The 26,085-nt window shown below is 63.6% G+C and carries 24 protein-coding genes; 9 read left to right on the forward strand and 15 right to left on the reverse strand.

Annotated features, from left to right (window positions below):
- Positions 1-6: 6 nt before the first annotated feature.
- From P9255_RS19070 to P9255_RS19125, 12 genes are all read right to left on the reverse strand, one after another.
- Positions 7-516 carry a hypothetical protein gene (locus P9255_RS19070; protein WP_309763696.1) on the reverse strand — a complete coding sequence of 170 codons (510 nt, stop codon included), beginning with the start codon at positions 514-516 and terminating at the stop codon, positions 7-9.
- A gap of 145 nt (positions 517-661) precedes the next feature.
- Positions 662-2,281, reverse strand: a complete 1,620-nt coding sequence (gene gshA / locus P9255_RS19075; protein WP_309790281.1) for a glutamate--cysteine ligase — start codon at positions 2,279-2,281, stop codon at positions 662-664.
- Positions 2,282-2,480: 199 nt separating this feature from the next.
- On the reverse strand, positions 2,481-3,572 hold the full coding sequence (ada, locus tag P9255_RS19080) for a bifunctional DNA-binding transcriptional regulator/O6-methylguanine-DNA methyltransferase Ada (protein WP_309790282.1): 1,092 nt from the start codon (positions 3,570-3,572) through the stop codon (positions 2,481-2,483).
- Between the two features lie 338 nt (positions 3,573-3,910).
- On the reverse strand, positions 3,911-5,248 hold the full coding sequence (hslU, locus tag P9255_RS19085; protein WP_309763694.1) for an ATP-dependent protease ATPase subunit HslU: 1,338 nt from the start codon (positions 5,246-5,248) through the stop codon (positions 3,911-3,913).
- 11 nt (positions 5,249-5,259) lie between these two features.
- A complete protein-coding gene (gene hslV, locus P9255_RS19090) occupies positions 5,260-5,796 on the reverse strand; it encodes an ATP-dependent protease subunit HslV (protein ID WP_040052787.1) in 537 nt (178 codons plus the stop codon).
- Positions 5,797-6,146: 350 nt separating this feature from the next.
- Positions 6,147-6,563 (reverse strand): RNA polymerase-binding protein DksA, encoded by a 417-nt coding sequence (gene dksA / locus P9255_RS19095; protein ID WP_035962045.1) that lies wholly within the window; start codon positions 6,561-6,563, stop codon positions 6,147-6,149.
- Between the two features lie 556 nt (positions 6,564-7,119).
- Positions 7,120-8,193, reverse strand: coding sequence for a GTP-binding protein (locus P9255_RS19100; protein WP_309790283.1), 1,074 nt, complete (start codon positions 8,191-8,193; stop codon positions 7,120-7,122).
- Positions 8,194-8,301: 108 nt separating this feature from the next.
- A complete protein-coding gene (locus tag P9255_RS19105) occupies positions 8,302-9,501 on the reverse strand; it encodes a class I SAM-dependent rRNA methyltransferase (protein ID WP_309790284.1) in 1,200 nt (399 codons plus the stop codon).
- Positions 9,502-9,535: 34 nt separating this feature from the next.
- Positions 9,536-10,477: a tyrosine recombinase XerC gene (gene xerC / locus P9255_RS19110; RefSeq protein WP_309763689.1), complete on the reverse strand. Its 942-nt coding sequence runs from the start codon at positions 10,475-10,477 to the stop codon at positions 9,536-9,538.
- 7 nt (positions 10,478-10,484) lie between these two features.
- Entirely contained in the window at positions 10,485-11,201 is a 717-nt protein-coding gene (locus P9255_RS19115) for a DUF484 family protein (protein WP_309790285.1), read from the reverse strand.
- A gap of 33 nt (positions 11,202-11,234) precedes the next feature.
- Positions 11,235-12,107, reverse strand: a complete 873-nt coding sequence (gene dapF / locus P9255_RS19120; protein WP_309790286.1) for a diaminopimelate epimerase — start codon at positions 12,105-12,107, stop codon at positions 11,235-11,237.
- Between the two features lie 62 nt (positions 12,108-12,169).
- Positions 12,170-13,054 (reverse strand): lipid A biosynthesis lauroyl acyltransferase, encoded by an 885-nt coding sequence (locus P9255_RS19125; RefSeq protein WP_309763686.1) that lies wholly within the window; start codon positions 13,052-13,054, stop codon positions 12,170-12,172.
- 269 nt (positions 13,055-13,323) lie between these two features.
- On the opposite strand from P9255_RS19125, the gene metK reads away from it, so the two are divergent.
- Entirely contained in the window at positions 13,324-14,511 is a 1,188-nt protein-coding gene (gene metK, locus P9255_RS19130) for a methionine adenosyltransferase (RefSeq protein WP_309790287.1), read from the forward strand.
- Between the two features lie 85 nt (positions 14,512-14,596).
- On the opposite strand, the gene P9255_RS19135 is transcribed toward metK, so the two are convergent.
- Complete coding sequence (locus P9255_RS19135; protein ID WP_309763684.1) at positions 14,597-14,947, reverse strand: hypothetical protein; 351 nt, start codon at positions 14,945-14,947, stop codon at positions 14,597-14,599.
- A gap of 326 nt (positions 14,948-15,273) precedes the next feature.
- On the opposite strand from P9255_RS19135, the gene P9255_RS19140 reads away from it, so the two are divergent.
- Positions 15,274-16,050 (forward strand): phytanoyl-CoA dioxygenase family protein, encoded by a 777-nt coding sequence (locus tag P9255_RS19140; protein ID WP_309790288.1) that lies wholly within the window; start codon positions 15,274-15,276, stop codon positions 16,048-16,050.
- Between the two features lie 10 nt (positions 16,051-16,060).
- Here the strand turns inward: P9255_RS19140 and P9255_RS19145 are convergent, their stop codons facing one another.
- Both P9255_RS19145 and P9255_RS19150 read right to left on the reverse strand, forming a co-directional pair.
- Complete coding sequence (locus tag P9255_RS19145) at positions 16,061-16,264, reverse strand: DUF3185 family protein (RefSeq protein WP_309763682.1); 204 nt, start codon at positions 16,262-16,264, stop codon at positions 16,061-16,063.
- 64 nt (positions 16,265-16,328) lie between these two features.
- The gene (locus P9255_RS19150) at positions 16,329-17,123 is read right to left on the reverse strand and encodes a mechanosensitive ion channel domain-containing protein (protein WP_309790289.1); all 795 of its coding nucleotides are present in this window, start codon (positions 17,121-17,123) and stop codon (positions 16,329-16,331) included.
- A 199-nt stretch (positions 17,124-17,322) separates the two neighbouring features.
- Here P9255_RS19150 and mgrA point away from each other — a divergent pair, with 199 nt between their 5' ends.
- The 7 genes from mgrA to P9255_RS19185 all read left to right on the forward strand — a co-directional run bounded on the left by mgrA (position 17,323) and on the right by P9255_RS19185 (position 26,079).
- On the forward strand, positions 17,323-18,366 hold the full coding sequence (gene mgrA, locus P9255_RS19155) for an L-glyceraldehyde 3-phosphate reductase (protein ID WP_309790290.1): 1,044 nt from the start codon (positions 17,323-17,325) through the stop codon (positions 18,364-18,366).
- 320 nt (positions 18,367-18,686) lie between these two features.
- Positions 18,687-19,457 (forward strand): ferredoxin--NADP reductase, encoded by a 771-nt coding sequence (locus P9255_RS19160; protein ID WP_309763679.1) that lies wholly within the window; start codon positions 18,687-18,689, stop codon positions 19,455-19,457.
- A gap of 320 nt (positions 19,458-19,777) precedes the next feature.
- Complete coding sequence (locus P9255_RS19165) at positions 19,778-20,614, forward strand: sensor histidine kinase (protein ID WP_309790291.1); 837 nt, start codon at positions 19,778-19,780, stop codon at positions 20,612-20,614.
- Between the two features lie 8 nt (positions 20,615-20,622).
- Complete coding sequence (locus P9255_RS19170) at positions 20,623-21,279, forward strand: response regulator transcription factor (protein WP_309790292.1); 657 nt, start codon at positions 20,623-20,625, stop codon at positions 21,277-21,279.
- Positions 21,280-21,429: 150 nt separating this feature from the next.
- Entirely contained in the window at positions 21,430-22,863 is a 1,434-nt protein-coding gene (locus P9255_RS19175) for an amino acid permease (protein WP_309790293.1), read from the forward strand.
- A 306-nt stretch (positions 22,864-23,169) separates the two neighbouring features.
- Entirely contained in the window at positions 23,170-23,646 is a 477-nt protein-coding gene (locus P9255_RS19180; RefSeq protein ID WP_309763675.1) for a 2Fe-2S iron-sulfur cluster-binding protein, read from the forward strand.
- Between the two features lie 51 nt (positions 23,647-23,697).
- Positions 23,698-26,079, forward strand: coding sequence for a xanthine dehydrogenase family protein molybdopterin-binding subunit (locus P9255_RS19185; protein ID WP_309790294.1), 2,382 nt, complete (start codon positions 23,698-23,700; stop codon positions 26,077-26,079).
- Positions 26,080-26,085: the final 6 nt, after the last annotated feature.

A 26,085-nucleotide genomic window follows, 5' to 3' on the forward strand; every position in this document is an offset into this window, starting at 1 on the left:
CGGCGCTTATTGCGGCGTGAGCGGCGCGACGGACTGGCCGGGCTGGCTGTCGAGGTTGAGCGGTACGGGCTGCGGCTGAGGCGGCGGCGTCTGCACCGCTTGCGGCGTCGCGCTGGCGGGTCGCGGCGCGCCGTTGCGCACGAAGTTCTTGAAGTCCGCGCCCGCCGCCCACGGATTCGGCTCGCAGCCGAGCGGGCTATCGCAATGCGCGGCGAAGCCGATTGTCGCCGTGCCTTCGTTGCTCGGCGTCTTGGTGATCTGATACGCGAGCGCGCGCTTTCCGCTCGACGGCCCGGCGGTCTGAATGATCGAATCCGTGATGGCCTGCAGCTTGTACTCGGAGTGGTTCGTGACCCAGACCTGAGCGCGCGCCCACCATGCGTCGCATTCGAGCTTGCTCATGCAGGTGAGCGGCGCGGTGGCCTGCTCCATTGTCTGGCTGCTGACGTGCGTTTCGGTCGCGCAGCCGGCGAGCAAGGCGAGCGACGCAGCGGCGCTTATTAATTTGTGGTTCATCGCATACCCCTCGCATCCCCGTTGGTCGATAAAAAGCCAATTTTTGACTAGCCATCGACGATGATGTTCGGCGCGTTGCCGTCTGTTTCAAAACGAGTATTTCTTGCCGACGCAAAACCGGCGCAGCAAGAAAAACCTGCGCTTCTCAAATGTCGACGCGAGTCAGCTTGTAATCGCGATAAGCGGCGATGAACGAGTCGAACGGTTCCGTTTCGCTGCGTTCGATGGTGGCCTGTTCTTCCAGCGACTTCGCCGCAAGCGCCGCCATCTCGCGCTCCTCGTCCGCCGGCAGCGGATTGCCGCGATAGTGCTCCGCGTGCCGGAGGCTCACGTCGAGTGCGAACGCGTCGAAGGATTGTCGTTTGTCGCGCATCGTCTGGAGGACGCGGGCGGACGGCGTGAGTGCGGCATCGGCGATGCGAGGACGCAGCGCTTCCAGCGCCCGCACGTGATCGTCCGTGCCGATGAGCTTGTCCAGCGTCGCCGCAGCCGGTCGAATCGCATCGAACAGTTCGTTCGCCCATTGCTGCATGCTCACCGGCGCGCCGTCGCGGCGAAGCATCAAACCGGGCTTGCGCCCTTCCTTCGTGATCGCGCTGAAGTTGTCGTTTGCTTCCACGCTCGCCTCGCGCGGCAGAAGCGGGCTGTCCTCCAGCGCGCAATAAAGCAGATACGCGTCCAGGAAGCGCGCCGTTTCGAGCGAAATGCCGGCCGGCGCGAATGGGTCGATGTCGAGGCAACGCACTTCGATGTACTGCACGCCGCGCTCGGCCAGCGCATGCAGCGGCCGCTCGCCGGATCGCGCGATGCGCTTCGGGCGGATCGTCGAGTAGAACTCGTTCTCGATCTGCAGCACGTTGGTGTTGATCTGCACCCACTCGCCGTCGCGCTGTGTGCCGATGGCCTCGTAAGGCGCATACGGCTGGCTCACGGCTTTGGCGAGCACGTCGAGATAGGCGTCGAGGTTGTCGTAGCTCGGCAGCAAATCCGCCTGCGCCGGATTGTTCGTGTAGCCGAGATCGCTCATGCGCAGGCTGGTGGCGTGCGGCAGGTAGAACGTGTCGGCGTCGAATTGCTCAAGCGAATGCGGCTTGCCTTCGACGAAGCGCTTGTCCAGCGCGGGCGACGCCCCGAAAAGATACATCAGCAGCCAGCTCGTGCGCCGGAAGTTGCGGATGAGCGCGAAATAGCGCTGCGACCGGAAGTCCTGCTCCGTCAGCGTGATCGCCGGTTCGAGCGCCTGCCAGGCGCGCCAGACCTGGTCGTCGAGCGAATAGTTATAGTGGATGCCCGCGATGCATTGCATCGTGCGGCCATAGCGCAGGGACAATCCCTGCCGGTATACATGCTTCAGCCGGCCGATGTTCGACGTGCCGTACTGGCCGATCGGAATCTGGTCGTCCGGCGGCAGCGCGTTCGGCATCGAGTTGTTCCACAGCAGCTCGTCGCCGAGATGCGCGTACGCGAAGCGATGAATGGCATCGAGACGTTCGATGGCATGCGCTGCATCGGCTTCGGCGGGCGTGATGAGTTCGACGAGCGCTTCGGAATAGTCGGTGGTGATGAGCGGGTGCGTCAGCGCCGATCCGAGCGCGCGCGGATGCGGCGTCATCGCGAGCTCGCCGTTGGGCGTCACGCGCAGGCTTTCTTTCTCGATGCCGCGCAAGCCTTGGCGCAGGGCATCGGCATGCGGGCCGGACGCAAGCGCGGCGAGCCTGCGCTGATACGCGCCGGCTGCGGAGTGAGCGGAATTCTTGTTTGCCATCGAAGCGGTGTGCGAGGAGCGCGAGCGGCTCGCGCCCGGTCATATTTTCGGGTAGCGGGCACTTTAACATTTCGATGTTGCGCGTGCTTGAGGTCACAACCGGCAAGGATTCGCGCACTTTGCACGGCGTCTCGCAGCCTCTTCTCCACAAGGAAACGCCCGCGCATCGTTGCGACGGCGGGCGTAGCGGTACGGCTTATCAGGCGACCTTGCCGGCCTCCTTGCGAGTGCGCTCGGCGCCGAGCAGCGTTTCCTTGCGCGCGATGCCCCAGCGATACCCGGCGATCGCGCCGTCCTTGCCGATCACGCGATGGCACGGAATCGCGAGCGCCACCGGATTCGATGCGCAGGCGTTGGCTACGGCCCGAACCGCGCCCGGCGAACCGACCGACGCTGCGATCTCCGTGTAACTGCGCGTCTGCCCGTACGGAATCCGCCGCAGCGCGTCCCACACGCGCTGCTGAAACGCGGTCGCGCCGATGTCGAGCGGCAGGTCGAACCGCTCGCGCGTGCCTTGCAGATAGGCGCGAATCTGCGCGACGAACGGCTCGAGCCGCGCGGCGTCCTCGATGCGCTCGGCCCGAGCGAAATCCGCGGCCAGCTGGGCAATGAGTGCCTCGCGGTCATCGGCGAATGCAATCTTGCAGACGCCCTTGTCCGTGGCCGCGACCAGCGCCGTGCCGAGCGGCGTTTCGGCGGTGACGTAGCGCACCGTAAGCCCCGCGCCCTTGCGCCGATATGCCGATGGCGTCATGCCGAGTTCCGTCGCTGCCGCTTCGTACATCCGCGAGGGCGAGAATCCGGCGTCGTGCGTCGCGCGCGTCACGTCGCGGCCGCGCTGCAGTGCGTCTCGAAGGACGCCCGCGCGCTGCGCCGCCTGATACTGCCGCGGCGAAATGCCGACGATGCGCGTGAACAGCCTTTGCAAGTGAAACGGGCTGACGTGCACGGCTGCGCTCAGTTGCGCGAGCGTCATGCGCTGCTGCGGATCGGCGTCGAGCGCCTTGCATGCTCGTTCGACGATTGCCAGTTCGCGCGGCAGGCTCGTCGGCTGGCAACGCTTGCACGGGCGATATCCGGCGGCGGCGGCTTCGTCGGTCGTCGTGAAGAACGACACGTTCTCGCGACGCGGCGCACGCGACGCGCACGAGGGCCGGCAGAACACGCCTGTCGTGCGCACGGCGAAGAAGAACGCGCCGTCGGCGCGTGGGTCGCGCTCGGCGACGGCTTGCCAGCGGCTTTCCTCGGACTGATAGGACTGATGGGACTGATCGATGTCGGCGGTATGCATGAGAACCTCGGCGGCTTCAGGATGCGTCCACTGTATCGCCGCGCCCATGAGGGTACGCGCCGTTTCTTGCGGTGTCATCGAGCGGTTTGGTCCCGCCCGTCACAAAAAGTGACGCACAGATACCACACATCGACGCCATAGGGGTTTTTACTAAAAAAACTATTGCGTCGCATCAACCCGCTGTGTATGATTGGAACTGTCTCCTCCATGTCTCCTCCTGATATGGATTCAACCCGCCGATCAAGGCGGGTTTTTTTTCGCCTGTCGCTTTCATGTTGCCATTCGGCGGGCGTAAAAAAACCGGGCGCACGGCCCGGTTTTGTCGTCACAGAGTCGACTTACAGCACGTAACGCGACAAATCCTCGTCCTGCGCGACTTCGCCCAGCGCGCGATCGACGTAAGCCGCGTCGATCTTCACCGGCTGTCCGGCGTGATTGCCCGCCGCGAACGACACTTCTTCCAGCAGTTTCTCGATGACTGTATAGAGCCGCCGCGCGCCGATGTTCTCCGTCTTTTCGTTGACCGAGTACGCGATTTCGGCGAGCCGGCGGATGCCGTCATCGGCGAAATCGAGCTCGACGTCTTCGGTGGCGAGCAGCGCCTTGTACTGCTTGACGAGGCTCGCATCGGTCGAATTCAGAATCGATTCGAAGTCCTGCACCGAAAGCGAATCCAGTTCGACGCGGATCGGGAAGCGGCCCTGCAGTTCGGGAATCAGGTCGCTCGGCTTCGCAAGATGAAACGCGCCGCTCGCGATGAAGAGAATGTGATCCGTCTTGATCATCCCGTACTTCGTGTTGATCGTCGTGCCTTCGACGAGCGGCAGCAAATCGCGCTGCACGCCCGCACGCGACACCTCCGCCCCGCCGACTTCGCTGCGGGACGCGATCTTGTCGATTTCATCGAGAAACACGATGCCGTTCTGCTCGACGTTCTGAACCGCGCGGCTCTTGACCTCCTCGTCGTTGAGCATCTTGCCGGCTTCCTCGTCGGTCAGGAGCTTGAGCGCTTCCTTGACCTTCACCTTGCGCCGCGTCTTCTTGCCGCCGCCGATGTTCGCGAACATCGAGCGAATCTGCTCGGTCATGTCTTCCATGCCCGGCGGCCCCATGATGTCCATGCCGACTTGCGGCATTTCCACGTCGAGCTCGATTTCCTTGTCGTCCAGCGCGCCTTCGCGCAGGCGCTTGCGGAAAGTCTGACGCGTGGTGTTGTCGCCTTCGCTGGTGGTCTCGGCCGCGCCGAAACCGACCGGGCGCGCGGTAGGCAGCAGGATATCGAGGATGCGGTCTTCGGCGCGATCCTCGGCCTTCGTGCGTACCTTCTTCATCTCGGATTCACGCGTCTGCTTGACGGAAATCTCGATCAGGTCGCGCACGATGCTGTCCACATCGCGGCCCACGTAGCCGACTTCGGTGAACTTGGTCGCTTCGATCTTGATGAACGGCGCGTCCGCGAGCTTGGCGAGGCGCCGCGCGATCTCGGTTTTGCCGACGCCCGTCGGCCCGATCATCAGGATGTTCTTCGGCGTGATTTCCTGGCGCAGCGGCTCCGCGACCTGCTGACGACGCCAGCGATTGCGCAGCGCGACGGCGACGGCTTTCTTCGCGCGCCCCTGGCCGATGATGTGTTTGTCCAGTTCGGAGACGATTTCGGAGGGAGTCATGGTGGTCATCGCGGGGTCCTTTATTCGATCGTCTCGATGACGCGATTGTGATTGGTATAGATGCACATGTCGCCGGCGATGGTCAGCGCTTTTTCGACGATATCGCGCGGCGAGAGCTCGGTGTTTTCCGCGAGCGCCTGCGCGGCGGCTTGTGCGTAGGCGCCGCCGGAACCGATCGCGCAGATGCCGTTTTCGGGATCGAGCACGTCGCCGTTGCCCGTGATGACGAGCGTCGCGTCCTTGTCCGCGGTGATGAGCATGGCTTCGAGCCGGCGCAGCATCCGGTCGGTGCGCCAGTCCTTCGCGAGTTCGACGGCGGCGCGCGTGAGATTGCCCTGATGCTTTTCGAGCTTGGCTTCGAAGCGATCGAGCAGCGAGAACGCGTCGGCGGTGCCGCCGGCGAATCCGACCAGCACCTTGCCGCCATAGATGCGGCGCACCTTCTTCGCGCCTCCCTTCATGACGATGTTGCCGAGCGTCACCTGACCATCGCCGCCCAACGCGACTTTGCCGCCGCGTCGCACGGAGACGATAGTCGTGCCGTGAAATTGTTCCATGTGCGTTCCTTAAGAAAACAGAAGAACGCGGGCGGCTTTGCATTGACCGACGAACCGCCACGCAGTCGAGAATTCGATGGAGTGCACGGCGCGGGGTTCCGCCGGCTCTTGGGGCCAGACGTACGGCGCCGCGCGCGCGCCTTTGGTGGAGCGGGCGCGTCCTGTTTATCTTAGGGCGTGGGGCGATTTATCAAGTGTGCGGACGTGGCGTGATTCGAGCGCCGCATAAGCAAAAAGGCACACGTGGATCGTGTGCCTTTTCAGGTTGCTGCGCGGTGAGCAGCCATTTTTCGCGCCGGCGATTCCCCCGTCGCGGGTCGCCCCGCGATTCGCCGCGCGCGGCGTGCGCTTCAGTCGCCGAAGAGCTTCTGGCGCAGTTCGCGGCGTTCTTGCGCTTCGAGCGAAAGCGTCGCGGTCGGGCGCGCGATCAGGCGCGGAATGCCGATCGGCTCGCCGGTTTCTTCGCACCAGCCGTAATCGCCGGATTCGATGCGCGCGAGCGATTGCTGCACCTTCTTCAGCAGCTTGCGCTCACGATCACGCGTGCGCAGCTCCAATGCATGCTCTTCCTCGATGGTCGCGCGGTCCGCCGGGTCCGGCACGATCACCGTTTCCCGCAGATTTTCCGTCGTCTGGCCGGCATTCTTGAGAATGTCCGCTTGCAACTGCTCGAGCCGGTTCTTGAAGAAGGCGAGTTGTTCCTCGTTCATGTAGTCCTTCTCGCTCATCTTCAGGATTTCGGCTTCGGTCAAGAGTTTCGTTGTCATCTGCTTGCTTCTTCAATGTAGGGCGATGTCTTCGCAACGCCCGCACTTGCGTTACCCGCATGCCTGCAGCGTTTTGGCATCACGCGACACTCGATGCGGGGCCGAACTCCTCTGGAAACCGATATTGGATGCTGCTCCGACGCTGCCTCCGACAGCTCCGGCCCGCCCGGCGCTCCGCCCGACCGGCCCTCCCCGGCCAGTCGAGACATCGTCCCTCGGGACATCCCTTCTTCTCACACCCGACGGTCAAGCGCTCACGGACGCGCGCCGAACGGGTCTGCCCTTCTCCAGTGGGGCTGTATTGTAACTGAACCGCAATTTCCGACTGAACCTACGGAAAACCCTGTCAAAAACTGTCGGAATCTCAAAAATATAACGCCTGAACGTGCAAAAAGCGATGTCCGTTCGTGGGGCTGATTACATATGGGGAGCGAAAAGCATCACGAAAAACGCCGCCTGCGAGCCTCGCGGCGGCGTTTTGTGTTTCGTACGCAGCGCCGCGAAGCGCTATCGCACGTACAAGCCAGATGCGTGCCGGACGCATCGGCATTGCGGATTACTTCACGAGACAGGCGTCGAGGCCGTCCGTGATGAGGTCCTTCGGCAGCTCGATACCGATGAACACCATCTTGCTGTTCTTCTTCTCGACCGGCAGCCACTTGCCCGCGAGGTCGCTGCCCATCATCTGATGCACGCCCTGGAACACGACCTTGCGATCCACGCCCTTCATGTAGAGCACGCCCTTGTAGCGCAGAAGCCGCTCGCCGTAGATCTGCAGAATGCCGCCGAGAAAATCTTCGAGACGGTTCGGATCGAACGGCTTGTCGCTGCGATACACGAACGATTTGATCTTGTCGTCGTGATGCGCGTGATGATGATTGTGGTGATGATGCTCGTGATCGTGGCTGTGGTCGTGACCGCACGTCGAATGGTCGTGGTCATGCTCATGCGCGTGGTCATGCGCATCGTCGTGATCGTCTTCCGCGAGGAAGTCCGGATCGATCTCCAGCTTCGAATTCAGATTGAAGCCGCGCAGGTCGAAGATTTCCTTGATGTCCGCTTCGCCGAAATTGACGACCTTGATCGCGGCGCGCGGATTCATATGCAGCAGGCGATGCTTTAGCGCTTCGAGCGCCTCTGCATCGACGAGATCGGATTTCGTGACGAACAGGCGATCCGCGAAACCGACCTGGCGCTGCACCACTTCCTGCTGATCGAGCTGCGTGTTCGCGTGCTTCGCATCGACGAGCGTGATGATGGCGTCGAGCAGGAATTCGTCCGCGACGGTGTTGTCCATGAAGAACGTCTGCGCGACCGGGCCCGGATTCGCCAGACCGGTGGTTTCGATCACCACGCGATCGAAATCGAGCGTGCCTGCCTTCTTGCGGTTCGCCAGGTCTTCGAGGGCGCGCGCCAGATCGCCGCGGATCGTGCAGCAGATGCAGCCGTTGCTCATCTGGATGATCTGCTCGTTCGTGTCCTGCACGAGGATCTCGTTGTCGATGTTCTCTTCGCCGAACTCGTTCTCGATCACGGCGATCTTCATGCCGTGCTTCTCGTTCAGGATGCGCTTCAGCAGCGTCGTCTTTCCGCTGCCGAGAAAGCCGGTCAGGATGGTTACGGGAATCATGGTGTCGCCTGTTTCCTTGTCAGTGTTCGGGAATCGCGTCGAATCGCTTATTGGAACATATTCATCGAGCCGATGCTTCGCCTGCCAATCGCGCTCAAATGCGGCCGTTCACGCAATTTGCAACAGCAGCCCTTTCAGGTACTCGCCTTCGGGAAACGCCGTCAGCAGCGGATGATCGACGCCCGCGCCGAGCCGCTTCAGGATGCGCGCATCGACGCGGGCATCGGCCGCCGCGCCCGCGACGATCTTCTGGAACAGTTCGGAATCGATCGCGCCGGAGCACGAATACGTGAAGAGCAGGCCGCCCGGACGCAGCAGCTTGAAACCGCTCAGGTTGATGTCCTTGTAAGCGCGCGCGGCGCGATCGACGGTTTCGCGCGACGGAGCGAACTTCGGCGGATCGAGCACGATCAGGTCGAAGCGCTGGCCTTCCTCGTAGAGACGGCGCAGCGTCTTGAACGCGTCCGCGTCGAGCCACTCGGCCTTTTGCGCGTCGAAGCCGTTGGCCGTCACGTTCTCGCGCGCGAGAGCGAGCGCTTCGCCCGATGAATCGACGGATACGACGCGCGTCGCTCCGCCCTTCAACGCTGCCAGCGAGAATCCGCCGGTGTAACAGAAGCAGTTGAGCACTTCGCGACCCTGCGCGTTTTGCTGCACGAGCACGCGGTTATCGCGCTGATCGACGTAGAAGCCCGTCTTGTGGCCGTTGCGCACGTCGACGTGATAGCGCACGCCGCATTCGTTCGTGATGAGCGTCTCGGCGGGCGGCTGGCCGGCGAGCACGCCGGTGGTCTGCTCGAGGCCCTCTTTCTGGCGGATCGAGACATCTGAGCGTTCGTAGACATTCGGGCAACCGGTCGCGGCGACGAGCGCCTGCACGATCGCCTCTTTCCACGCTTCGACGCCCGTCGCCATGAACTGGCAGACGAGTTGCGAATGCGCGTCGTGATCGGCGACGTAGTAATCGACGATCAAGCCCGGCAGGCCGTCCGCTTCGCCGAAGACGAGGCGTGTCGCGCCGGTATCGCGGACCATCGCCTGCCGATGCGCGACCGCGCGCTGCACGCGTCGCTTGAAGAAGGCGTGGTCGACGGGCTCGGCTTCGTCGAATGTCCAGACGCGGGCGCGAATCTGCGAATGCGGACTGTACGATGCCCGCGCGAGAAAGCGGCCATCGGCGGCGCGCACGGTGACGGTCGCGCCGGGCGCGGGATTGCCGTCGATGCGCGCGATGGCGTTCGCGTAAATCCACGGATGGCGGCGAACGAGCGACTTGTCCTTCGCCGGTTTGAGCGTGATGGTATTCATTGCGTAGAGGAAAGCGCGCGAGGCGCGCCCGAAGTTAGTCGCGCTTCTTCGCGCGCGGATGCGCCGAGTCGTAGACGCGGGCGAGATGCTGGAAATCGAGCGACGTATAAACCTGCGTCGCGGTGATGCTCGCATGGCCGAGGAGTTCCTGCACCGCGCGCAGGTCGCCGCTCGACTGCAGCACGTGCGTGGCGAACGAATGGCGCAGCACGTGCGGATGGACGTTCGTCGGAATGCCGGCCATCAGCGCGATGCGCTTGACGCGTTCGCGCACGACGCCCGGCGACATGCGATTGCCGCGCACCGAAAGAAACAGCGGATACGGATCGAGTTTGACGAACGGATCGCGGACTTCGATCCATGCGCGCAGTGCGTCGATCGCCTTGCGGCCGACCGGCACCGAACGCCGGCGGCCGCCCTTGCCGAGCACGGTCACTTCCTCGTGCGCGAGATCGAGCCAGCCCGCCGACCGGTAGCCGTCTTTTTCGACGAACCGGACATCGAGTCCGACGAGTTCCGCGAGCCGCAGCCCGGACGAGTAGAACAGTTCGAGGATTGCGTGATCGCGCAGCGATTCCGGCGTGCCGGCTTGCGGCGCGTCCATCAGCGTCATCGCGTCATCGACGGAAAGCGCCTTCGGCAGCGTCTTCTCGCGTTTCGGCGCACGCACGGTCGCGACCGGATTCGCCGGCATCGGGACGCGCTCCGCGAGCCATCGATAGAACGCCCGCCACGCCGACAGCCGATGCGCAATCGATCGCGACGAGAGGCCCGCCGCGTGCGCCCGCACGACCGCGCCGCGCATGTCCGCCGCCGTCAGCGTTTCGAGCGCGCGGCCTTTCGCGAGCGCGCGCAGTTCGCCGAGCTCGTAGGTGTAGCCGCGCAGCGTGTGTTCGGAGAGACGCCGCTCGTGTTCGAGCATCGCCAGATAGGCTGCGACCGGATCGCTTGAGGCGTTGTCGGCAGCGTCGGTCATGGGTGGCTCAGTTGGGCAGCAGACGGCTCAGCGCCGCGCTCGCCAGCACGCCGATCTGCGTGAGGAAATTCGTGGCCATGCCGTCGTGGAAACGGCGCGCATCGGGCGATCCCATCACGAGCAGGCCGAACGCGGGTGCATCGGGGCCGGCTTGCGGATCGCGCAGCGCGAGCAGCGCAACCGATTGAATGCCGCGGTCGGCGGATGCGCCGCCCGCGGCGCCGCTCGTCGCGGATGCCGAGTTCGCCGCGCCGAGCCACTGCGCCGCCGCAAAACCACTGTTCGCGCCGCAGTAAGGCGCATCGAGACCGTGCGCGAAGATGCGTACTTCCTCGCCGACATGACGCGCGAAGTCGGCCTGCCGATACGCTTCATCGACATCCCATATACGCAGCGCGGCGTGCGGCACGTCGAAGACTTCGCACAGGCCGCGGCTGATGGTGGCGGGCAACGCGTACGGATCGCGCTGGCCGATCACGCGCGTGGTCCAGCGGTTGAACTTCGTGGAGATGCTGTCGTTTTCGTGGCCGTAGCGCAGCAGTTCGGCGAGACGCCTCTCGAGCTGCTTGTTCTTGTCGCGCAGCATTTCCATCTGCCGTTCCTGCAGCGACACGGCGGCCTTGCCATGCGGATTCGACAGCCGGATGGTGCCGAGCAGTTCAGCGTGCTCGACGAAGAAATCGGGGTTGGCGAGCAGATAGTCGGCGACTTCGCGTGGATTCATGTTTACCTGATACAAATAAATGCGTGGTCCGGCTCAGCCGATGCCGGGAAGCTCGATCTCGCCCTCGAACACCGTGGCCGCGGGGCCGGCCATGAAGAGCGCAGCGGATTCGTCGCGCGCGCCGTCCCAGCGAATCGTCAGCGTGCCGCCGTGCGTGGCGACGCGCACCGGCGAATCCAGCAGGCCGCGACGGATGCCCGCCGCCACCGCCGCGCAGGCCCCGGTGCCGCACGCGAGCGTTTCGCCCGCGCCGCGCTCGTAGACGCGCAGCCTGACCGAATGGCGATCGAGGATCTGCATGAAGCCCGCGTTGACGCGCTTCGGAAAGCGCGCGTGACGTTCGACGAGCGGCCCTTCGGTCAGCACGGGATACGCTTCGATGTCGTCGACGACTTGCACCGCGTGCGGATTGCCCATCGACACGACGGAAATCCAGCGCGTTTCGCCGGCCACGTCGAGCGGCCAGAGCGTGTCGTTGCCTTCGCGGCGGCCTTCGAGACCGTGCGCGTCGAACGGCACGTCGGGCGGATCGAAGACGGGCGTGCTCATATCGACGACCACTTCGCCGTCATCCTGCATCGTCAGCGTGATAATGCCTTTCTGCACCTGCACGCGGATGGTCGATGCATCCGTGAGCCCGCGATCGCGCACGAACTTCACGAAGCAGCGCGCGCCGTTGCCGCAATGCTCGACTTCGCCGCCATCGCAATTGAAGATGCGGTACTTGAAATCGACGCCGTCGACAGTCGGCTTTTCGACGAGCAGCAATTGATCCGCGCCCACGCCGAAGTGACGGTCCGCCAGAGCGCGCACGTCTGCGGCGCTGAGGTCGAGCGCCTGCGAGTAGCCGTCGAGGACGACGAAGTCGTTGCCCGCGCCCTGCATCTTGGTGAACTTGAGTTTCATGGCCGCTATTGTATGTGAGCCATGCAGCGCCGTTCGGCGCCGCTTCAACGCTCGATCAACGCTCAATAAAAGCCGGGTTCGCCGGGCGGCCGCGTCTTGAAACGCTTGTGGACCCAGTAATACTGCTCCGGAATGCGCGGAATCTGCTGTTCGAGGAATTCGTTCATGCGGCGCGCGTCGGCATCGTCGTCGCCGGTCGGGTAGTTCTCCCACGGCTCGAATATCTTCAGCCGATAACCCTTATAGTCCGGCAACACCTCGCCGATGAACGGCACGACTTGCGCCTTCCCCGTCTTCGCGAGCCGGCCCACCGCCGTCAGCGTACACGTCGGAATGCCGAAAAACGGCACGAACGTCGAATTGCGCATGCCGTAATCCATGTCCGCGCCGAGCATCACCGGCTTGCGGTCGCGCAGCCAGCGCAGCACGATGCGCGCGCTGTCCGCGCGGCTCGCCATGTCCGCGCCGAAGCGCGCTCGCTGCGCTTTCGCCACGGCTTCGATCTGCGGATTAGAAAACGGCTGATAAAGCGATCCGCACTGCCGGTGCAGCGAGTAATTGAGAAAGATCGATCCCGCTTCGATGCCGACGAAGTGCAGGCCGAGGAAGAGCGTCGGCGGAAGATCGGGATCGGTCAGGTCGACGGCGCTATCGACTTCGATGAGCTTTTCGAGCTTCTTCGCCGAGCCGAACCATTGCACGCTGCGCTCCACATAGCTGCGGATCGCGTGCCGAAAATGCATCTGCGCGACTTCTTCGCGGCGCTCCGGCGTCCAGTCGGGGAAGCAAAGTTTCAGATTCGTATGCACGATGCGCTTGCGGCGGCTCGGAATCTGATAAAGCAGCCAGCCGAGGCCATCGCCGAAACGGGCGGTGACGCCATAAGGAATGACGGCCAGAAACTTGAGAAAGCCAATGGCGAGCGATACACCGATGCGCCCTAGCATGACGTGCCCCAGCGAACTGACGGGCCGTGGCGAGGAGCGAAATATTGACGCGGGACGAATGACAACAAGCGTTCGGCTCTGTAAAAACACGGGAAACCGGTATAATAAGACCTTCGCCGAGTTAATGGACAACTTGCGGGGCGAAGCCGGCTGAAGCCTGATCATCGGGTAGAAGCCGGAGAAAGGACATCCGCTAAAGCGTCGCCGCTTCAGACTCCAAACGAAGTCGGCTACGTGAATCTCAACCGTACTCAATTGGAGTCTGAAGCGTGTCAAACGATTACCTCTTTACTTCCGAATCCGTTTCCGAAGGCCACCCGGACAAGGTCGCCGACCAAATCTCCGACGCCATCCTCGACGCCATTTTGTCGCAGGACAAATACTCGCGCGTCGCGGCGGAAACGCTCTGCAATACCGGTCTCGTCGTCCTCGCGGGCGAAATCACGACCAACGCCAACGTCGATTACATCCAGATCGCGCGCGACACCATCAAGCGCATCGGTTACGACAACACCGATTACGGCATCGACTATCGCGGCTGCGCGGTGCTCGTCGCGTACGACAAGCAATCGCCGGACATCGCGCAAGGCGTGAACAAGGCTCACGACGACAACCTGGACCAGGGCGCCGGCGACCAGGGCCTGATGTTCGGCTACGCGTGCGACGAAACGCCCGAACTCATGCCGCTGCCCATTCACCTGTCGCACCGTCTGGTCGAGCGTCAGGCGAACCTGCGCCGCGATGGCCGTTTGCCCTGGCTGCGTCCGGATGCGAAGTCGCAAGTCACCGTGCGTTATGTCGACGGCAAGGCGCACTCCATCGATACCGTCGTGCTGTCCACGCAGCACTCGCCGGACATCGACCTTCCGCAACTGCGCGAAGCGGTGATCGAAGAAGTCATCAAGCCGACGCTGCCGAAAGAACTCATCAAGGGCGACATCAAGTTCCTGGTGAACCCGACGGGCCGGTTCGTGATCGGCGGTCCGCAAGGCGATTGCGGCCTGACGGGCCGCAAGATCATCGTCGATACCTACGGCGGCGCGGCTCCGCACGGCGGCGGCGCGTTCTCGGGCAAAGATCCGTCGAAGGTCAACCGCTCGGCGGCTTACGCGGGCCGTTACGTCGCGAAGAACATCGTCGCAGCGGGGCTGGCTTCGCGTGCGTTGATTCAGGTGTCGTACGCCATCGGCGTCGCGCGCCCGACTTCCGTGATGGTCAACACGTTCGGCACGGGCCGCGTGTCGGATGCGGAAATCACGAAGCTCGTGCTCGAGCACTTCGATCTGCGTCCCAAGGGCATCATCCAGATGCTCGACTTGCTGCGCCCGATCTACGAAAAGTCGGCCGCGTATGGCCACTTCGGCCGCGAAGAGCCGGAATTCTCGTGGGAAGCCACGGACAAGGCGCTCGTGCTGGCCGAAGCGGCAGGCACCGAACCGGTCGCGCGCGTGGCGTAAAGCCGGCGTAGGGCTGAGATAAAAAAACCGGCAGGCTTCGCGCCTGCCGGTTTTTTTGTGGCCGGAGATTCTGAAGCGTACGGCTTCAGCGCACCGCGAAGTCGTACCATCCAGCGCTGCTCGGCGACACGCGACGCGGCCGCCGGCTCGTCAGCGTGGCGCTCTTCGGCTTGGGCGTCGGCGCGCGCAATTGCATGGGACGCCGCAGCAGCGTCTTCAGCGAAACGCTGCGCGAAGCCGCGCGCACGCGAATATTGAAGAAGAATCCACGAAACCAGGAGCGAATGCCATCGACGGGATGCACATTCCTGATCTGCTCCGCGAGCGCCTGCGTGCGCGCCGAATGATGGCGCAATGCGCGGATCACGCCGCGCCGGGCGGGCCGCGCGGCGCTCGATGCGACGCGTCGAAGGCCAGTAGCAATACGTTGGGTCATGTCGGCATAAGGTCCGTTTGCGCGATCGAAAATCGGTCGCAGACTCGACGGCAAGTTGTCTCGAAAGTAGCGTTCAAGGCTTCGATTCAAGCTCGGATATGAAGTTGCACCGAATCGATGCAGTCAATGTACAAGGACTTTATTACTGCGTTAAGTCCGCGTTTTCCCTGTCGATTATTAAAGCCGGCGCTTAATACGCAGATTCGAAAGCCCAGCGGGCGGGCTCTTGCGCCGCGTCCGACTTACAATGACCGTATTCGCCCCAATTTCGGGTATCGCGCGGGTCGCATGAGGCGATGCGTAGGCCGCGCCGAGGCTCAACGAACATGTCTGAACAAACGTCGCTGAAATCGAAGAAAGAGCAAGTGCAGGAGTTGCGCGAGACGGGCTTCGTCATCGTGAACGGGCTCGTGCCCGAAGCGCGTTGCGACGCGATGCGCGAAGTCGCGCAGCGGCAACTGGCCGAGGCCGCCGCACCGGTTGAATACGAAGCCGACCTGCAATATCCCGGCGCGCCGCAATCGAGGCACGCGCCGGGCGGACAAACCGTGCGACGCCTGCTCGACGCCTACGCACGCCATCCTCTCTTCGCGGACTTCGCGATGTCGCCGGAAGTGCGCGGCTGGATGGAGCTGTATTTCGGCGAGACGCCGTATCTGTCGCGCGCGCATCACAACTGCGTGATGACGAAGCATCCGGCGTACGGCAGCCTGACGGGCTGGCATCGCGATGTGCGCTACTGGGCTTTCGAGCGCGACGACCTGGTTTCCGCGTGGGTGGCGCTCGGCGACGAAACCGTCGATAACGGCGCGCTGTGGTTCGTGCCGAGGTCACATCGGCTGGCGTTCACGTCGGATCGTTTCGACGGGGCGAAGTTCTTTCGCGCGGGCGTGCCGGAGAACGCCGCCCTGATCCGCACGGCGTTCTCACCCGCGCTGAAGAAGGGCGATGTCGTGTTCTTTCACTGCAATACGCTGCATTCGGCGGGCAAGAACCTGACCGAGCACGTTAAGTTCTCGCTCGTGTACACGTATCGCGGCGCGAGCAATGCGCCGCTGCCGGGCACGCGATCGGCGTCGAAGCCGGAAGTCGCGCTGATCTGACGCAGCGCGCTCAGCGCTTCGACGGCAGCGAAAGGCCGATCAGACCCGCAAGCGACGCGACGATGCCGCCCGCGATCAGCCAGATCGTCTTGTTCGTCGGCGAGCCGGTGAAGAATCGCGATACGTCGTTGCTCAGCGAATGAAACGACTGGCCGCCGAAGTAAAGCAGCACGACGCCGCCGACAAGCAATGCAACGGAAATCGCCCGGGTCATACGTGTCCTCGCTCTTTTCGGGATGGGGCGCGCCAGCTTACAAGGCGCGCCCGAGCGCGTCCAGTCACGCGGCAACCGGCACACGCGTGAGCGGTTGAATCTGACGCAGCAAGTCGGCCTGCACGCCCGGATGATCCGCCGCGCTGGTCCAGACGCCGACATTGAACTTGACGCCCGTATCGGTGTAATCGGTGACGGCGATCCACGGCGCGGACGCGCCGTCCTGAACGATGCGCGGGTCCTGCGCCACCATTCGGCGCAGTTCGGCCAGCACTTGCTCGACGTTTTGCCCGTGTTGCACGAGGAAGTTGAGCACCACGCGGCGGCGCTCGTTCGCACTGTAGTTGGTCACAGGGTTCGCCCAGATGATGCTGTTCGGCACATACATGACGATGCCGTCGGCCTTCGTGAGACGCGTCGTGAAGAGGCCGATTTCGTTGACCGTTCCCGCCGTCACGCCGATGCCCTCGATGTAATCGCCGACGCGAAACGGCCGCAGCAGCAGGAGCATCAGCCCCGCCGCGATGTTCTGCAGCGTGCCCTGGAGCGCGAGGCCGATGGCGAGTCCCGCCGCGCCGAGCACAGTCAGGATGCTCGCCGCCGCGATGCCGAACTTCCCGAGCGCGGCGACGATCGCGACCACGCGGATCGACCACATCGCGAGGCTCGCGAGCACGGGCGTGAGCGTGGCATCGACATTCGTGCGGGACAGCGTGCGCCGCAGCGCGTTCGAGACGATATTCGAAATCCACCAGCCGACCGCGACGATCAGAATCGCCATCAGAATGTTCACGCCGTAAGTCAGCCCGAGCGTGAGCATGAAGTCGTAGGCGGGACGCAGTTTATCGATTGAATCCACGGGTGCTCTCCTTTGTTCGGATGATCGTTCGTCCTCAGGCGGCGCAAGGCGGCCGAAGCGCCCCACTCGCGCCCGCGCCGATTCGCTTACCATTGACGGCTCTGACCGGACTTGCGAGCGTATCGCAGCGAAACCGGGCATCGGCCGTTCACGCTTGTCAAAGTTAGTTCAATTCCGCAACCCGCAAAGGAAATCCGTCATGGCTTACGAAGCAGCCTCCGAGCGCTACACGCAGATGCAATACCGCACGTGCGGCAAGAGCGGGCTCAAACTCCCGGCGTTGTCGCTCGGTCTCTGGCACAACTTCGGTGACACGACGCCGCTCTCGACGCAGCGCGAAATTTTGCGCGCCGCGTTCGATCTCGGCATTACGCACTTCGATCTGGCGAACAACTACGGCCCGCCGTACGGCAGCGCGGAGACGAACTTCGGCCGGCTGTTCAAGGACGACTTCCGGCCGTATCGCGACGAATTGCTGATTTCGTCGAAAGCGGGCTGGGACATGTGGCCCGGTCCGTACGGCCAGGGCGGCGGATCGCGCAAGTACGTGCTCGCGAGCCTTGACCAAAGCCTGAAGCGCATGGGCCTCGATTACGTCGATATTTTCTATTCGCATCGTTTCGATGCCGACACGCCGCTCGAGGAAACCGCGGGCGCATTGGCGACGGCCGTGCATTCGGGCAAGGCGCTGTATGTCGGCATTTCGTCGTATTCGGCGGCGAAGACGCGCGAAATGGCGAAGCTGCTGGCCGAGCACAAGGTGCCGCTCCTGATCCATCAGCCGTCGTACAACATGCTGAATCGCTGGATCGAGGAGGAACTGCTCGACACGCTCGACGATGTCGGCGCGGGCAGCATCGCGTTCACGCCGCTCGCGCAGGGCCTGCTGACGAGCAAGTACCTGAACGGCGTACCGCAGGATGCGCGCGTCAATAAGCCGGGCGGCGGGTCGCTGAAGCAGGAGCATTTGAGCGACGATAACCTCGCGCACGTGCGCAAGCTGAACGAACTGGCCGAGCGGCGCGGTCAGAGCCTTGCGCAGATGGCGCTCGCATGGGCGCTGCGCGGCGGACGCGTGACCTCCGTGCTGATCGGCGCGAGCCGCGCGGAGCAGGTCGTCGAGAACGTCGGCGCGTTGAAGAATCTCGACTTCAGCCAGGAAGAACTCGCGGAAATCGACCAGTACGCGCAGGAAGGCGGCATCAACCTGTGGGAAAAGCCGTTGACGGATCAGCGCATCTGAACGGCGACGCCGCCGCCTTTTGCCGAAAGGGGGATTCCGGCTAGGCCCGGCGTCGGTTGTTATCATGCGTGCTCGCGGCTATCCGTTGCCGGTCGGCAATGAAGGGCCGCGCTCGGTGCATCGAGCGGCCTCGGGACGCGCATCGGCTATCGGGTTAAAATAGCCGATTGCGCCCCGGCACATGCGCCGCCGTTGAAGGCAGAGAGCATGGAATCGCGGACGTCGAGCCATTCGATCCGTCCTTTCGCGCAGCGTCGAGCGTAGCGCCCTTCTGACGTCCAGCCCGTGAGCGTCACCGTTTTCGCCTAGTCCAAGAAGCCATGAGCAACCTTAACTCTCAAACCGTTCTGAGCGTCCACCACTGGACCGACACGCTTTTCAGTTTCACCTGCACCCGCGACGCCTCGTTCCGCTTTGAGAACGGCCAGTTCACGATGGTGGGCCTCGAAGTCGACGGCAAGCCGCTGCTGCGCGCGTACAGCCTCGCGAGCGCGAACTACGAAGAGCATCTCGAATTCTTGAGCATCAAGGTGCCGGACGGCCCGCTGACCTCGCGCCTTCAGCATTTGAAGGTGGGCGACTCCGTGTTGATCGGCAAGAAGCCGACGGGCACGCTCGTCGCGGATAACCTGCTGCCCGGCAAGACGCTGTGGCTGCTGTCGACCGGCACAGGCCTCGCGCCGTTCATGTCGATCATCAAGGACCCGGAGGTCTACGACCGTTTCGACAAGATCGTGCTGACGCACACCTGCCGTTTCGTCGACGAACTCGCGTACAAGGACTTCATCACCGAGCATTTGCCGGCGCACGAGCATATCGGTGAAATCGTGTCGGAGAAGCTCGTGTATTACCCGACGGTGACCCGCGAGGAGTTCGCGAACCGCGGTCGCATTACCGATCTGATCGAGACGAAGAAGCTGTTCTCGGATATCGGCGTGGAGCCGTTTTCGATCGAAAACGACCGCGTGATGCTTTGCGGCAGCCCGCACATGCTGCGCGACACCCGCCAGTTGCTCGACTCAATGGGCTTCCAGGAAGGCAGCAACAACCATCCGGGTCATTACGTTGTCGAGAAGGCGTTCGTCGGCTGATTCGGCGGCGTCGTGGAAATGGAAAAGCCGGGGCCTTCGCGCTCCGGTTTTTTTTTTGCCCTATCGGTGGCCTGTTACAACTCACGTAGGACGTCTCCCTACTGACAGCATGCACCGATGCGGCCAAACGGCATGAAGTCCATCGCCGCAAACCTTGTCGCACATGGGATTCGTCATAATTTTGAGATATGATGCAATCCCGTTGAGCGATGCAAATGCGTTGCTTCGTCCGCCGTCGATGTTACAGAGTGTAAATTTGGTTACGCCGGCTCGTGCGCTTACCGAGGACGTAGCTTCAGTTGCGCTCAAAGGGAGGAACAATGAACAGGTTGGCTACGTCGGCGCACGATGAGCGCCCCACGTCCCGCGCTGCCATGCGCGCGGCTTCGCCGTCGGCGGCGGAGGCGTTGTCCTCGCCGTTCTCTTCGTTGTTCGAAGCCTCGTTGCGCAACGACCGTGAGTTGCAACGGCTCAGCGATCGCGTCCGCGAACTGAGCGCGCGGCTCGCCAGCGGCGACGAGCGCGCCCGCCGAAGCATCGCCCGCGATCTGCACGACGAAACCGGCGCGATCCTCACCGCCGCGAATCTGGCGATTTCCCGCGCGGCATACTTCCTCCCGGCCGATGCACCCGCCGTCTGCGCCGAAGCGCTTCGCCAGGCGCGCGAATGTCTGGCGGAAGCTGCAAAAGCTAACCATCGCGTGGTCGAACGGTTGCATGAGCCGGAGCTCGAGGACGGGCTCGCCGCTTCGCTTAGTCGATCGATCGACACGCTTCGAACGGTATCGTCGCTTCGAATCGATTTATCTTGCACAGTTGAAATCGCCGTGCCGGACGCCGTCGCGCTCACGCTCTATCGCATCGCGCAGGAAGCGCTCGCGAACGTCGCGCGTCACGCGCAGGCAACGCACGCCACCGTCACCATCACCGTTGACGAACACGCACTGACGCTCCTTGTCGAGGACGATGGCATCGGCATCTCGCCGGCCGCGCGCCGTAAGACCGGACGCTTCGGCCTGACAGGCATGCGCGAGCGTTGCGAAGCGCTCGGCGGCGCGTTGCGGATTGCGTCATCGAAAGCGGGCGGCACGTCCGTGCGGGCGCGCCTGCCGCGAACTGTCACGCCGCGCTCGGTATCGCGCGCCGTCAACGGCTGAGCACGTCGATGACGCTCAAAGTCCTGCTCGCCGACGACCACGCGATCGTGCGCCGTGGCGTCGCGCAATTGCTGCTGGAGCGCGGCATCGCATCGGAGGTGCGCGAAGCGGCGACCGGCGCGGACGCGTTAGCACTCTCGGCGCGCGACGCTTGCGACATCGTCCTGCTCGACGTTTCGCTGCCGGACATCAACGGACTCGACGTCCTCAAACGCCTCAAGCGCCTGAAACAGGCCGTGCCTGTTCTCATGTTCTCGATGTATCGCGAGGACCAGTATGCCGTGCGCGCGCTGAAGGCCGGCGCTTCGGGTTATCTCTCGAAAACCGCCGATCCCGCGCTGATGATCCGCGCGATTCAGCAAGTCGCCGCCGGCCGCAAATACATCAGCGCGGAAATGGCGGAGGCGCTCGCCACATACGTTTCGCTCGATACCGAGCGTCAGCCGCACGAAACGCTCTCCGACCGGGAATTCCAGACGCTCTGCATGCTTGCATCGGGCAAACGGCTGACGGACATCGCGCACGCGCTTTCGCTGTCGGTTAAAACGGTCAGCGTGTATCGCGCCCGTCTGCTCGACAAGATGAAGCTCGCGAACAACGCCGAACTCACCTACTACGTGATGAGCAACCGGCTCGTCGATATGAATCCGGCCATCGCTGCATGAGCGGATTTATCCTAAACAAGATATAACCGTAAAAAGTTGCGTCGAAAAGGCGCGCGTCGCCCCAAACGTGGGCATTCTCCTTGACTCCGCTAAAATATCGGGTTTTCCCGAAGGAAGGCGCACGCGAGCGCCGCAAGGAGACTTACTGCAATGTCGTTGTTCCGTAAGAAAAACATCGAGCACATGCTGGCCGGCGCGCACAGCACCTCTCTCAAGAAAACGCTCGGTGCGCTGGACCTGACCTTCCTCGGCATCGGCGCGATCATCGGCACGGGCATCTTCGTGCTGACGGGCACGGGCGCGGTTCAGGCCGGCCCGGCGCTGATGGTGTCGTTCATCGTCGCGGCGATCGCCTGCTGCTTCGCCGCCCTCGCCTACGCCGAATTTTCATCGACGATCCCCGTCGCCGGTTCCATCTACACCTATTCGTACGCGACGCTCGGCGAGCTCGCCGCCTGGATCATCGGCTGGGATCTGATGCTCGAATACGGCCTCGCGACGTCCGCGGTTTCCGTCGGATGGTCGGGCTATCTGCAGTCGCTGCTGTCCGGCTTCGGCATCGGCCTGCCGACCGCGCTGGCCGCCGCGCCGGGCGCGCTGCCGGGTCACGTCACGTTGTTCAATCTGCCCGCGTTTCTCGTGATGATGGTCATCACGTGGCTGCTGTCGATCGGCGTGAAGGAATCGACGCGCATCAACAACATCATGGTCGCGATCAAGGTGACGGTCGTGCTGCTGGTGATCGCAGTCGGCGTGTTCCACGTCACGCCGGCGAACTGGCACCCGTTCATGCCGAACGGCTGGTCGGGCGTCTTCGGCGCGGCCGCGGTGATGTTCTTCGCGTTCATCGGCTTCGATTCCGTGTCGTCGGCGGCTGAGGAAGTGAAGAATCCGAAGCGCGACCTGCCCATCGGCATCATCTCGTCGCTGGCTGTCTGCGCGGTGCTCTACGTGGCGGTGGCGGCGGTCGTGACCGGCATCGTGCCGGCGGCGCAGTTCGCGAGCATCTCGCATCCGGTGTCGTATGCGCTGCAAGTGGCCGGACAGAACTGGGTCGCGGGCTTCATCGATCTCGGCGCGGTGCTCGGCATGCTCACCGTGATTCTCGTCATGAGCTACGGTCAGACCCGCATCATCTACGCGATGTCGCGCGACGGTCTCCTGCCCGCGAAGTTGTCGAGCGTGCATCCGCGTTACGCGACGCCGTTCTTCACGACGTGGCTCGTCGGCATTTTCTTCGGGCTGATCGGCGCGCTGGTGCCGCTCAACGTGCTGGCCGAGCTGATCAACATCGGCACGCTCGCCGCGTTCTCGATGGTCTCCATCGCCGTGCTGATCCTGCGCCGCACGCATCCGGACCTGCCGCGCGCGTTCCGCTGCCCCGGCGTGCCCGTGGTGCCGATTCTCGCGGTGGCGTCGTGCCTGTTCCTGATGCTCAATCTGGCGGCGGCGACGTGGATCGCATTCGTCGTGTGGCTGCTGATCGGCCTCGTGATCTACTTCGTCTACTCGCGCCATCGTTCGGCGCTGGGCCGCACGGGCGAGCGCGCGCCGAGCGCGAATCGCGAAACCGTCACGCGCTGAAACAGCCGACTTTCGATGCACACAACGCCGCCCCACGGGGCGGCGTTTTGCATTTAAGGGCACCGGAAAAGCGATCGAACCGGCGATTGCACGGGCGTGCGCCTAATAGCGACGCCCGTCGTTTTGTGCTTTACTCGCCGTGACACACAACACGAATTCCCAGCTGGACGCTTAGCCCAAGCCAGGTTCAGGACGTGATGAGGTGCATGGCGCGAGCGGCGTGAGGCGGGTCCATCCCCGGCAATATCGTGCATGGGACCGGAAAGGCGCAAAGGAGCGTCGACTCCGGCCAATAAGGAGACAGTAATGCCGCTCAGCATCAGCCTGACGGTCAACGGGAAACCGGTGACCGCGAACGTCGAACCGCATCTTCTGCTCGTCCAGTTTCTCCGCGAACACCTCAGGCTCACCGGCACGCACGTCGGCTGCGACACCGCGCAGTGCGGCGCGTGCACCGTGCATCTCGACGGCCGCGCGATCAAGTCGTGCAACATCCTCGCCGCACAGGCCGATGGTCTTGAAGTGACAACCATCGAAGGCATGTCGAAAGACGGGCAGCTTCACCCGATGCAGGCGGCGTTCAGGGAATGCCACGGCCTGCAGTGCGGCTTCTGCACGCCGGGCATGGTGATGACCGCAAGCGCGCTCGCGGCTGAATCGCCCGAACTCTCCGAAGACGAAGTGCGCGAACAACTCGACGGCAATCTGTGCCGCTGCACCGGCTATCACAACATCGTGAAAGCGGTGCTGGAAGGCGCACAGAACATGAAGGCGCGCCCCTGACGCGAAGCCCTCCCTGACAGACGAATCGCGCCTACCAACGGAGAGACCGCGATGAACGCACCTGAGCAACAGAAGCTGATTGGCGCCGGCGTCAAGCGCAAGGAAGACTATCGCTTCCTGACGGGCGCCGGCCAGTACACCGACGACGTCGTCCTGCCGCAGCAAAGCTACGGCGTATTTCTTCGATCGCCCCATGCGCACGCGCGCATCCGCTCGATCGACATCGACGCCGCCACGGCGTCGCCCGGCGTCATCGCCATCTTTACCGGCAAGGACCTCGCAGCCGAGAACGTCGGCGGCCTGCCGTGCGGATGGCTGATCCACAGCACCGATGGCTCGCCGATGCACGAGCCGCCGCATCCCGTGATCGCGCACGACAAGGTGCTGCATGTGGGCGATCAGGTCGCGCTCGTCGTCGCCGAATCGCTGAAGGAAGCGAAGGACGCGGTCGAACTGATCGTCGTGGACTACGAAGAGTTGCCCGCCGTGGTCGATACCGCCAGCGCGGCCGATCCCGGCAAGCCGCTCGTTCACGACGGCGTGCCGGACAACGTCTGCTACAACTGGGGCCACGGCGACAAGGCGCGCACCGACGCCGCGTTCGCGCAGGCCGCGCACGTGACGACGCTCGACATCGTGAATCAGCGCCTCGTCCCGAACGCGATCGAGCCGCGCGCCGTCAACGCAAGCTATTCGAAGCACGACGACAGCTACACGGTGTACGTCGCGAATCAGAACCCGCACGTCGAGCGATTGCTGATGGCGGCCTTCGTGCTGTCGCTGCCGGAATCGAAGCTGCGCGTGATCGCGCCGGACGTCGGCGGCGGCTTCGGCTCGAAGATCTTTCTCTATGCGGAGGACGTCGCGCTGACGTGGGCATCGAAGAAAGTGGGGCGTCCCATCAAGTGGGCCGCCGAGCGTTCCGAAGCCTTTCTCTCCGACGCGCACGGCCGCGATCACGTCACCAAAGCCGAACTGGCGCTCGACAAGGACGGCAAGTTCCTCGGCATGCGCGTTCACACGACGGCGAACATGGGTGCGTATCTGTTGACGTTCGCGTCGTCGGTGCCGACCATCCTTTATGCGACGCTGCTCGCCGGCCAGTACGCGACGCCCGCCATCTACGCCGAAGTGAAGGCGGTGTTCACGAACACGGTGCCTGTCGATGCCTACCGCGGCGCGGGCCGTCCCGAGGCGACCTACGTCGTCGAGCGGCTCGTCGAAACGGCGGCGCGCGAGCTGAACATGGACCCGGTCGAGTTGCGCCGCCGCAACTTCATCCGCGAGTTTCCGTATGCGACGCCGGTCGGCCTCACGTACGACACCGGCGATTACGACGCTATCCTCGACCGCGCGCTGCAACTGGCGGATGTCGCGGGCTTCGATAAGCGCCGCGAGGAATCGCAGCAGAAGGGCAAGCTGCGCGGCATCGGCTATTCGTGCTACATCGAGGCGTGCGGGCTCGCGCCGTCGAACGTCGCGGGGGCGCTGGGCGCGCGCGCGGGCCTGTTCGAAGCGGGCGAAGTGCGGGTGCATCCGACCGGCTCGGTCACCGTGTTCACCGGCTCGCACAGTCACGGTCAGGGGCACGAAACGACGTTTGCGCAAGTCGTCGCGGACAGGCTCGGCATTGCGCTCGAGAACGTCGAGATCATTCATGGCGATACCGGCCGCATCCCGTTCGGCATGGGCACGTATGGATCGCGCTCGCTCGCGGTCGGCGGCTCGGCCATCGTGAAGGCGCTCGACAAGATCGAAGCCAAGGCGAAGAAGATCGCCGCGCATCTGCTCGAAGCATCGCCGCAGGACGTCGAATTCAACAACGGCGTGTTCCGCGTCGCGGGCACGGACCGGACCAAGACGTTCGCGGACGTATCGCTCGCGGCGTATGTGCCGCACAACTTCCCGCTCGAAACGCTGGAGCCGGGCCTCAACGAGAACGCGTTCTACGATCCGACCAACTTCACGTATCCGTCCGGCGCATATGTGTGCGAAGTCGAGGTGGATCGCGATACGGGCGAAACGCGCATCCAGAAGTTCACCGCCGTCGACGACTTCGGCAACGTCATCAATCCGATGATCGTCGAAGGACAAGTGCACGGCGGGCTGGGGCAGGGCATCGGACAGGCGATGCTCGAACGCTGCGTGTACGACAAGGACAGCGGCCAGTTGCTTTCCGGCTCCTTCATGGACTACGCGATGCCGCACGCAATCGACCTGCCGAGCTTCGATGTGGAGACCGCGAAGGGCACGCCGTGCACGCACAACCCGCTCGGCGTGAAGGGCTGCGGCGAAGCGGGCGCGATCGGTTCGCCGCCGGCCGTCATCAACGCGATTCTCGATGCCCTCGCGCCGCTCGGCGTGAAGGACTTGCAGATGCCGGCGACGCCGCATCGCGTCTGGACCGCGATGCACGCCGCTCAACACGCCTGAGGACGA

Source organism: Caballeronia sp. LZ019, assembly GCF_031450825.1.
GTDB lineage: Bacteria > Pseudomonadota > Gammaproteobacteria > Burkholderiales > Burkholderiaceae > Caballeronia.

Bases quoted from the DNA above. Each gene is read 5' to 3' on its own strand.
- ada (WP_309790282.1), bottom strand. From the start codon at position 3,572: ATGCATACCGCCGACATCGATCAGTCCCATCAGTCCTATCAGTCCGAG.
- P9255_RS19135 (WP_309763684.1), bottom strand. From the start codon at position 14,947: ATGACCCAACGTATTGCTACTGGCCTTCGACGCGTCGCATCGAGCGCC.
- P9255_RS19070 (WP_309763696.1), bottom strand. From the start codon at position 516: ATGAACCACAAATTAATAAGCGCCGCTGCGTCGCTCGCCTTGCTCGCC.
- P9255_RS19115 (WP_309790285.1), bottom strand. From the start codon at position 11,201: ATGAATCCACGCGAAGTCGCCGACTATCTGCTCGCCAACCCCGATTTC.
- P9255_RS19180 (WP_309763675.1), top strand. From the start codon at position 23,170: ATGCCGCTCAGCATCAGCCTGACGGTCAACGGGAAACCGGTGACCGCG.
- P9255_RS19105 (WP_309790284.1), bottom strand. From the start codon at position 9,501: ATGAATACCATCACGCTCAAACCGGCGAAGGACAAGTCGCTCGTTCGC.
- xerC (WP_309763689.1), bottom strand. From the start codon at position 10,477: ATGACCGACGCTGCCGACAACGCCTCAAGCGATCCGGTCGCAGCCTAT.
- hslV (WP_040052787.1), bottom strand. From the start codon at position 5,796: ATGGAACAATTTCACGGCACGACTATCGTCTCCGTGCGACGCGGCGGC.
- dapF (WP_309790286.1), bottom strand. From the start codon at position 12,107: ATGAAACTCAAGTTCACCAAGATGCAGGGCGCGGGCAACGACTTCGTC.
- P9255_RS19100 (WP_309790283.1), bottom strand. From the start codon at position 8,193: ATGATTCCCGTAACCATCCTGACCGGCTTTCTCGGCAGCGGAAAGACG.
- P9255_RS19165 (WP_309790291.1), top strand. From the start codon at position 19,778: ATGAACAGGTTGGCTACGTCGGCGCACGATGAGCGCCCCACGTCCCGC.
- P9255_RS19125 (WP_309763686.1), bottom strand. From the start codon at position 13,054: ATGCTAGGGCGCATCGGTGTATCGCTCGCCATTGGCTTTCTCAAGTTT.
- P9255_RS19140 (WP_309790288.1), top strand. From the start codon at position 15,274: ATGTCTGAACAAACGTCGCTGAAATCGAAGAAAGAGCAAGTGCAGGAG.
- P9255_RS19170 (WP_309790292.1), top strand. From the start codon at position 20,623: ATGACGCTCAAAGTCCTGCTCGCCGACGACCACGCGATCGTGCGCCGT.
- P9255_RS19175 (WP_309790293.1), top strand. From the start codon at position 21,430: ATGTCGTTGTTCCGTAAGAAAAACATCGAGCACATGCTGGCCGGCGCG.
- mgrA (WP_309790290.1), top strand. From the start codon at position 17,323: ATGGCTTACGAAGCAGCCTCCGAGCGCTACACGCAGATGCAATACCGC.
- P9255_RS19160 (WP_309763679.1), top strand. From the start codon at position 18,687: ATGAGCAACCTTAACTCTCAAACCGTTCTGAGCGTCCACCACTGGACC.
- P9255_RS19145 (WP_309763682.1), bottom strand. From the start codon at position 16,264: ATGACCCGGGCGATTTCCGTTGCATTGCTTGTCGGCGGCGTCGTGCTG.
- hslU (WP_309763694.1), bottom strand. From the start codon at position 5,248: ATGACCACCATGACTCCCTCCGAAATCGTCTCCGAACTGGACAAACAC.
- dksA (WP_035962045.1), bottom strand. From the start codon at position 6,563: ATGACAACGAAACTCTTGACCGAAGCCGAAATCCTGAAGATGAGCGAG.
- P9255_RS19185 (WP_309790294.1), top strand. From the start codon at position 23,698: ATGAACGCACCTGAGCAACAGAAGCTGATTGGCGCCGGCGTCAAGCGC.
- gshA (WP_309790281.1), bottom strand. From the start codon at position 2,281: ATGGCAAACAAGAATTCCGCTCACTCCGCAGCCGGCGCGTATCAGCGC.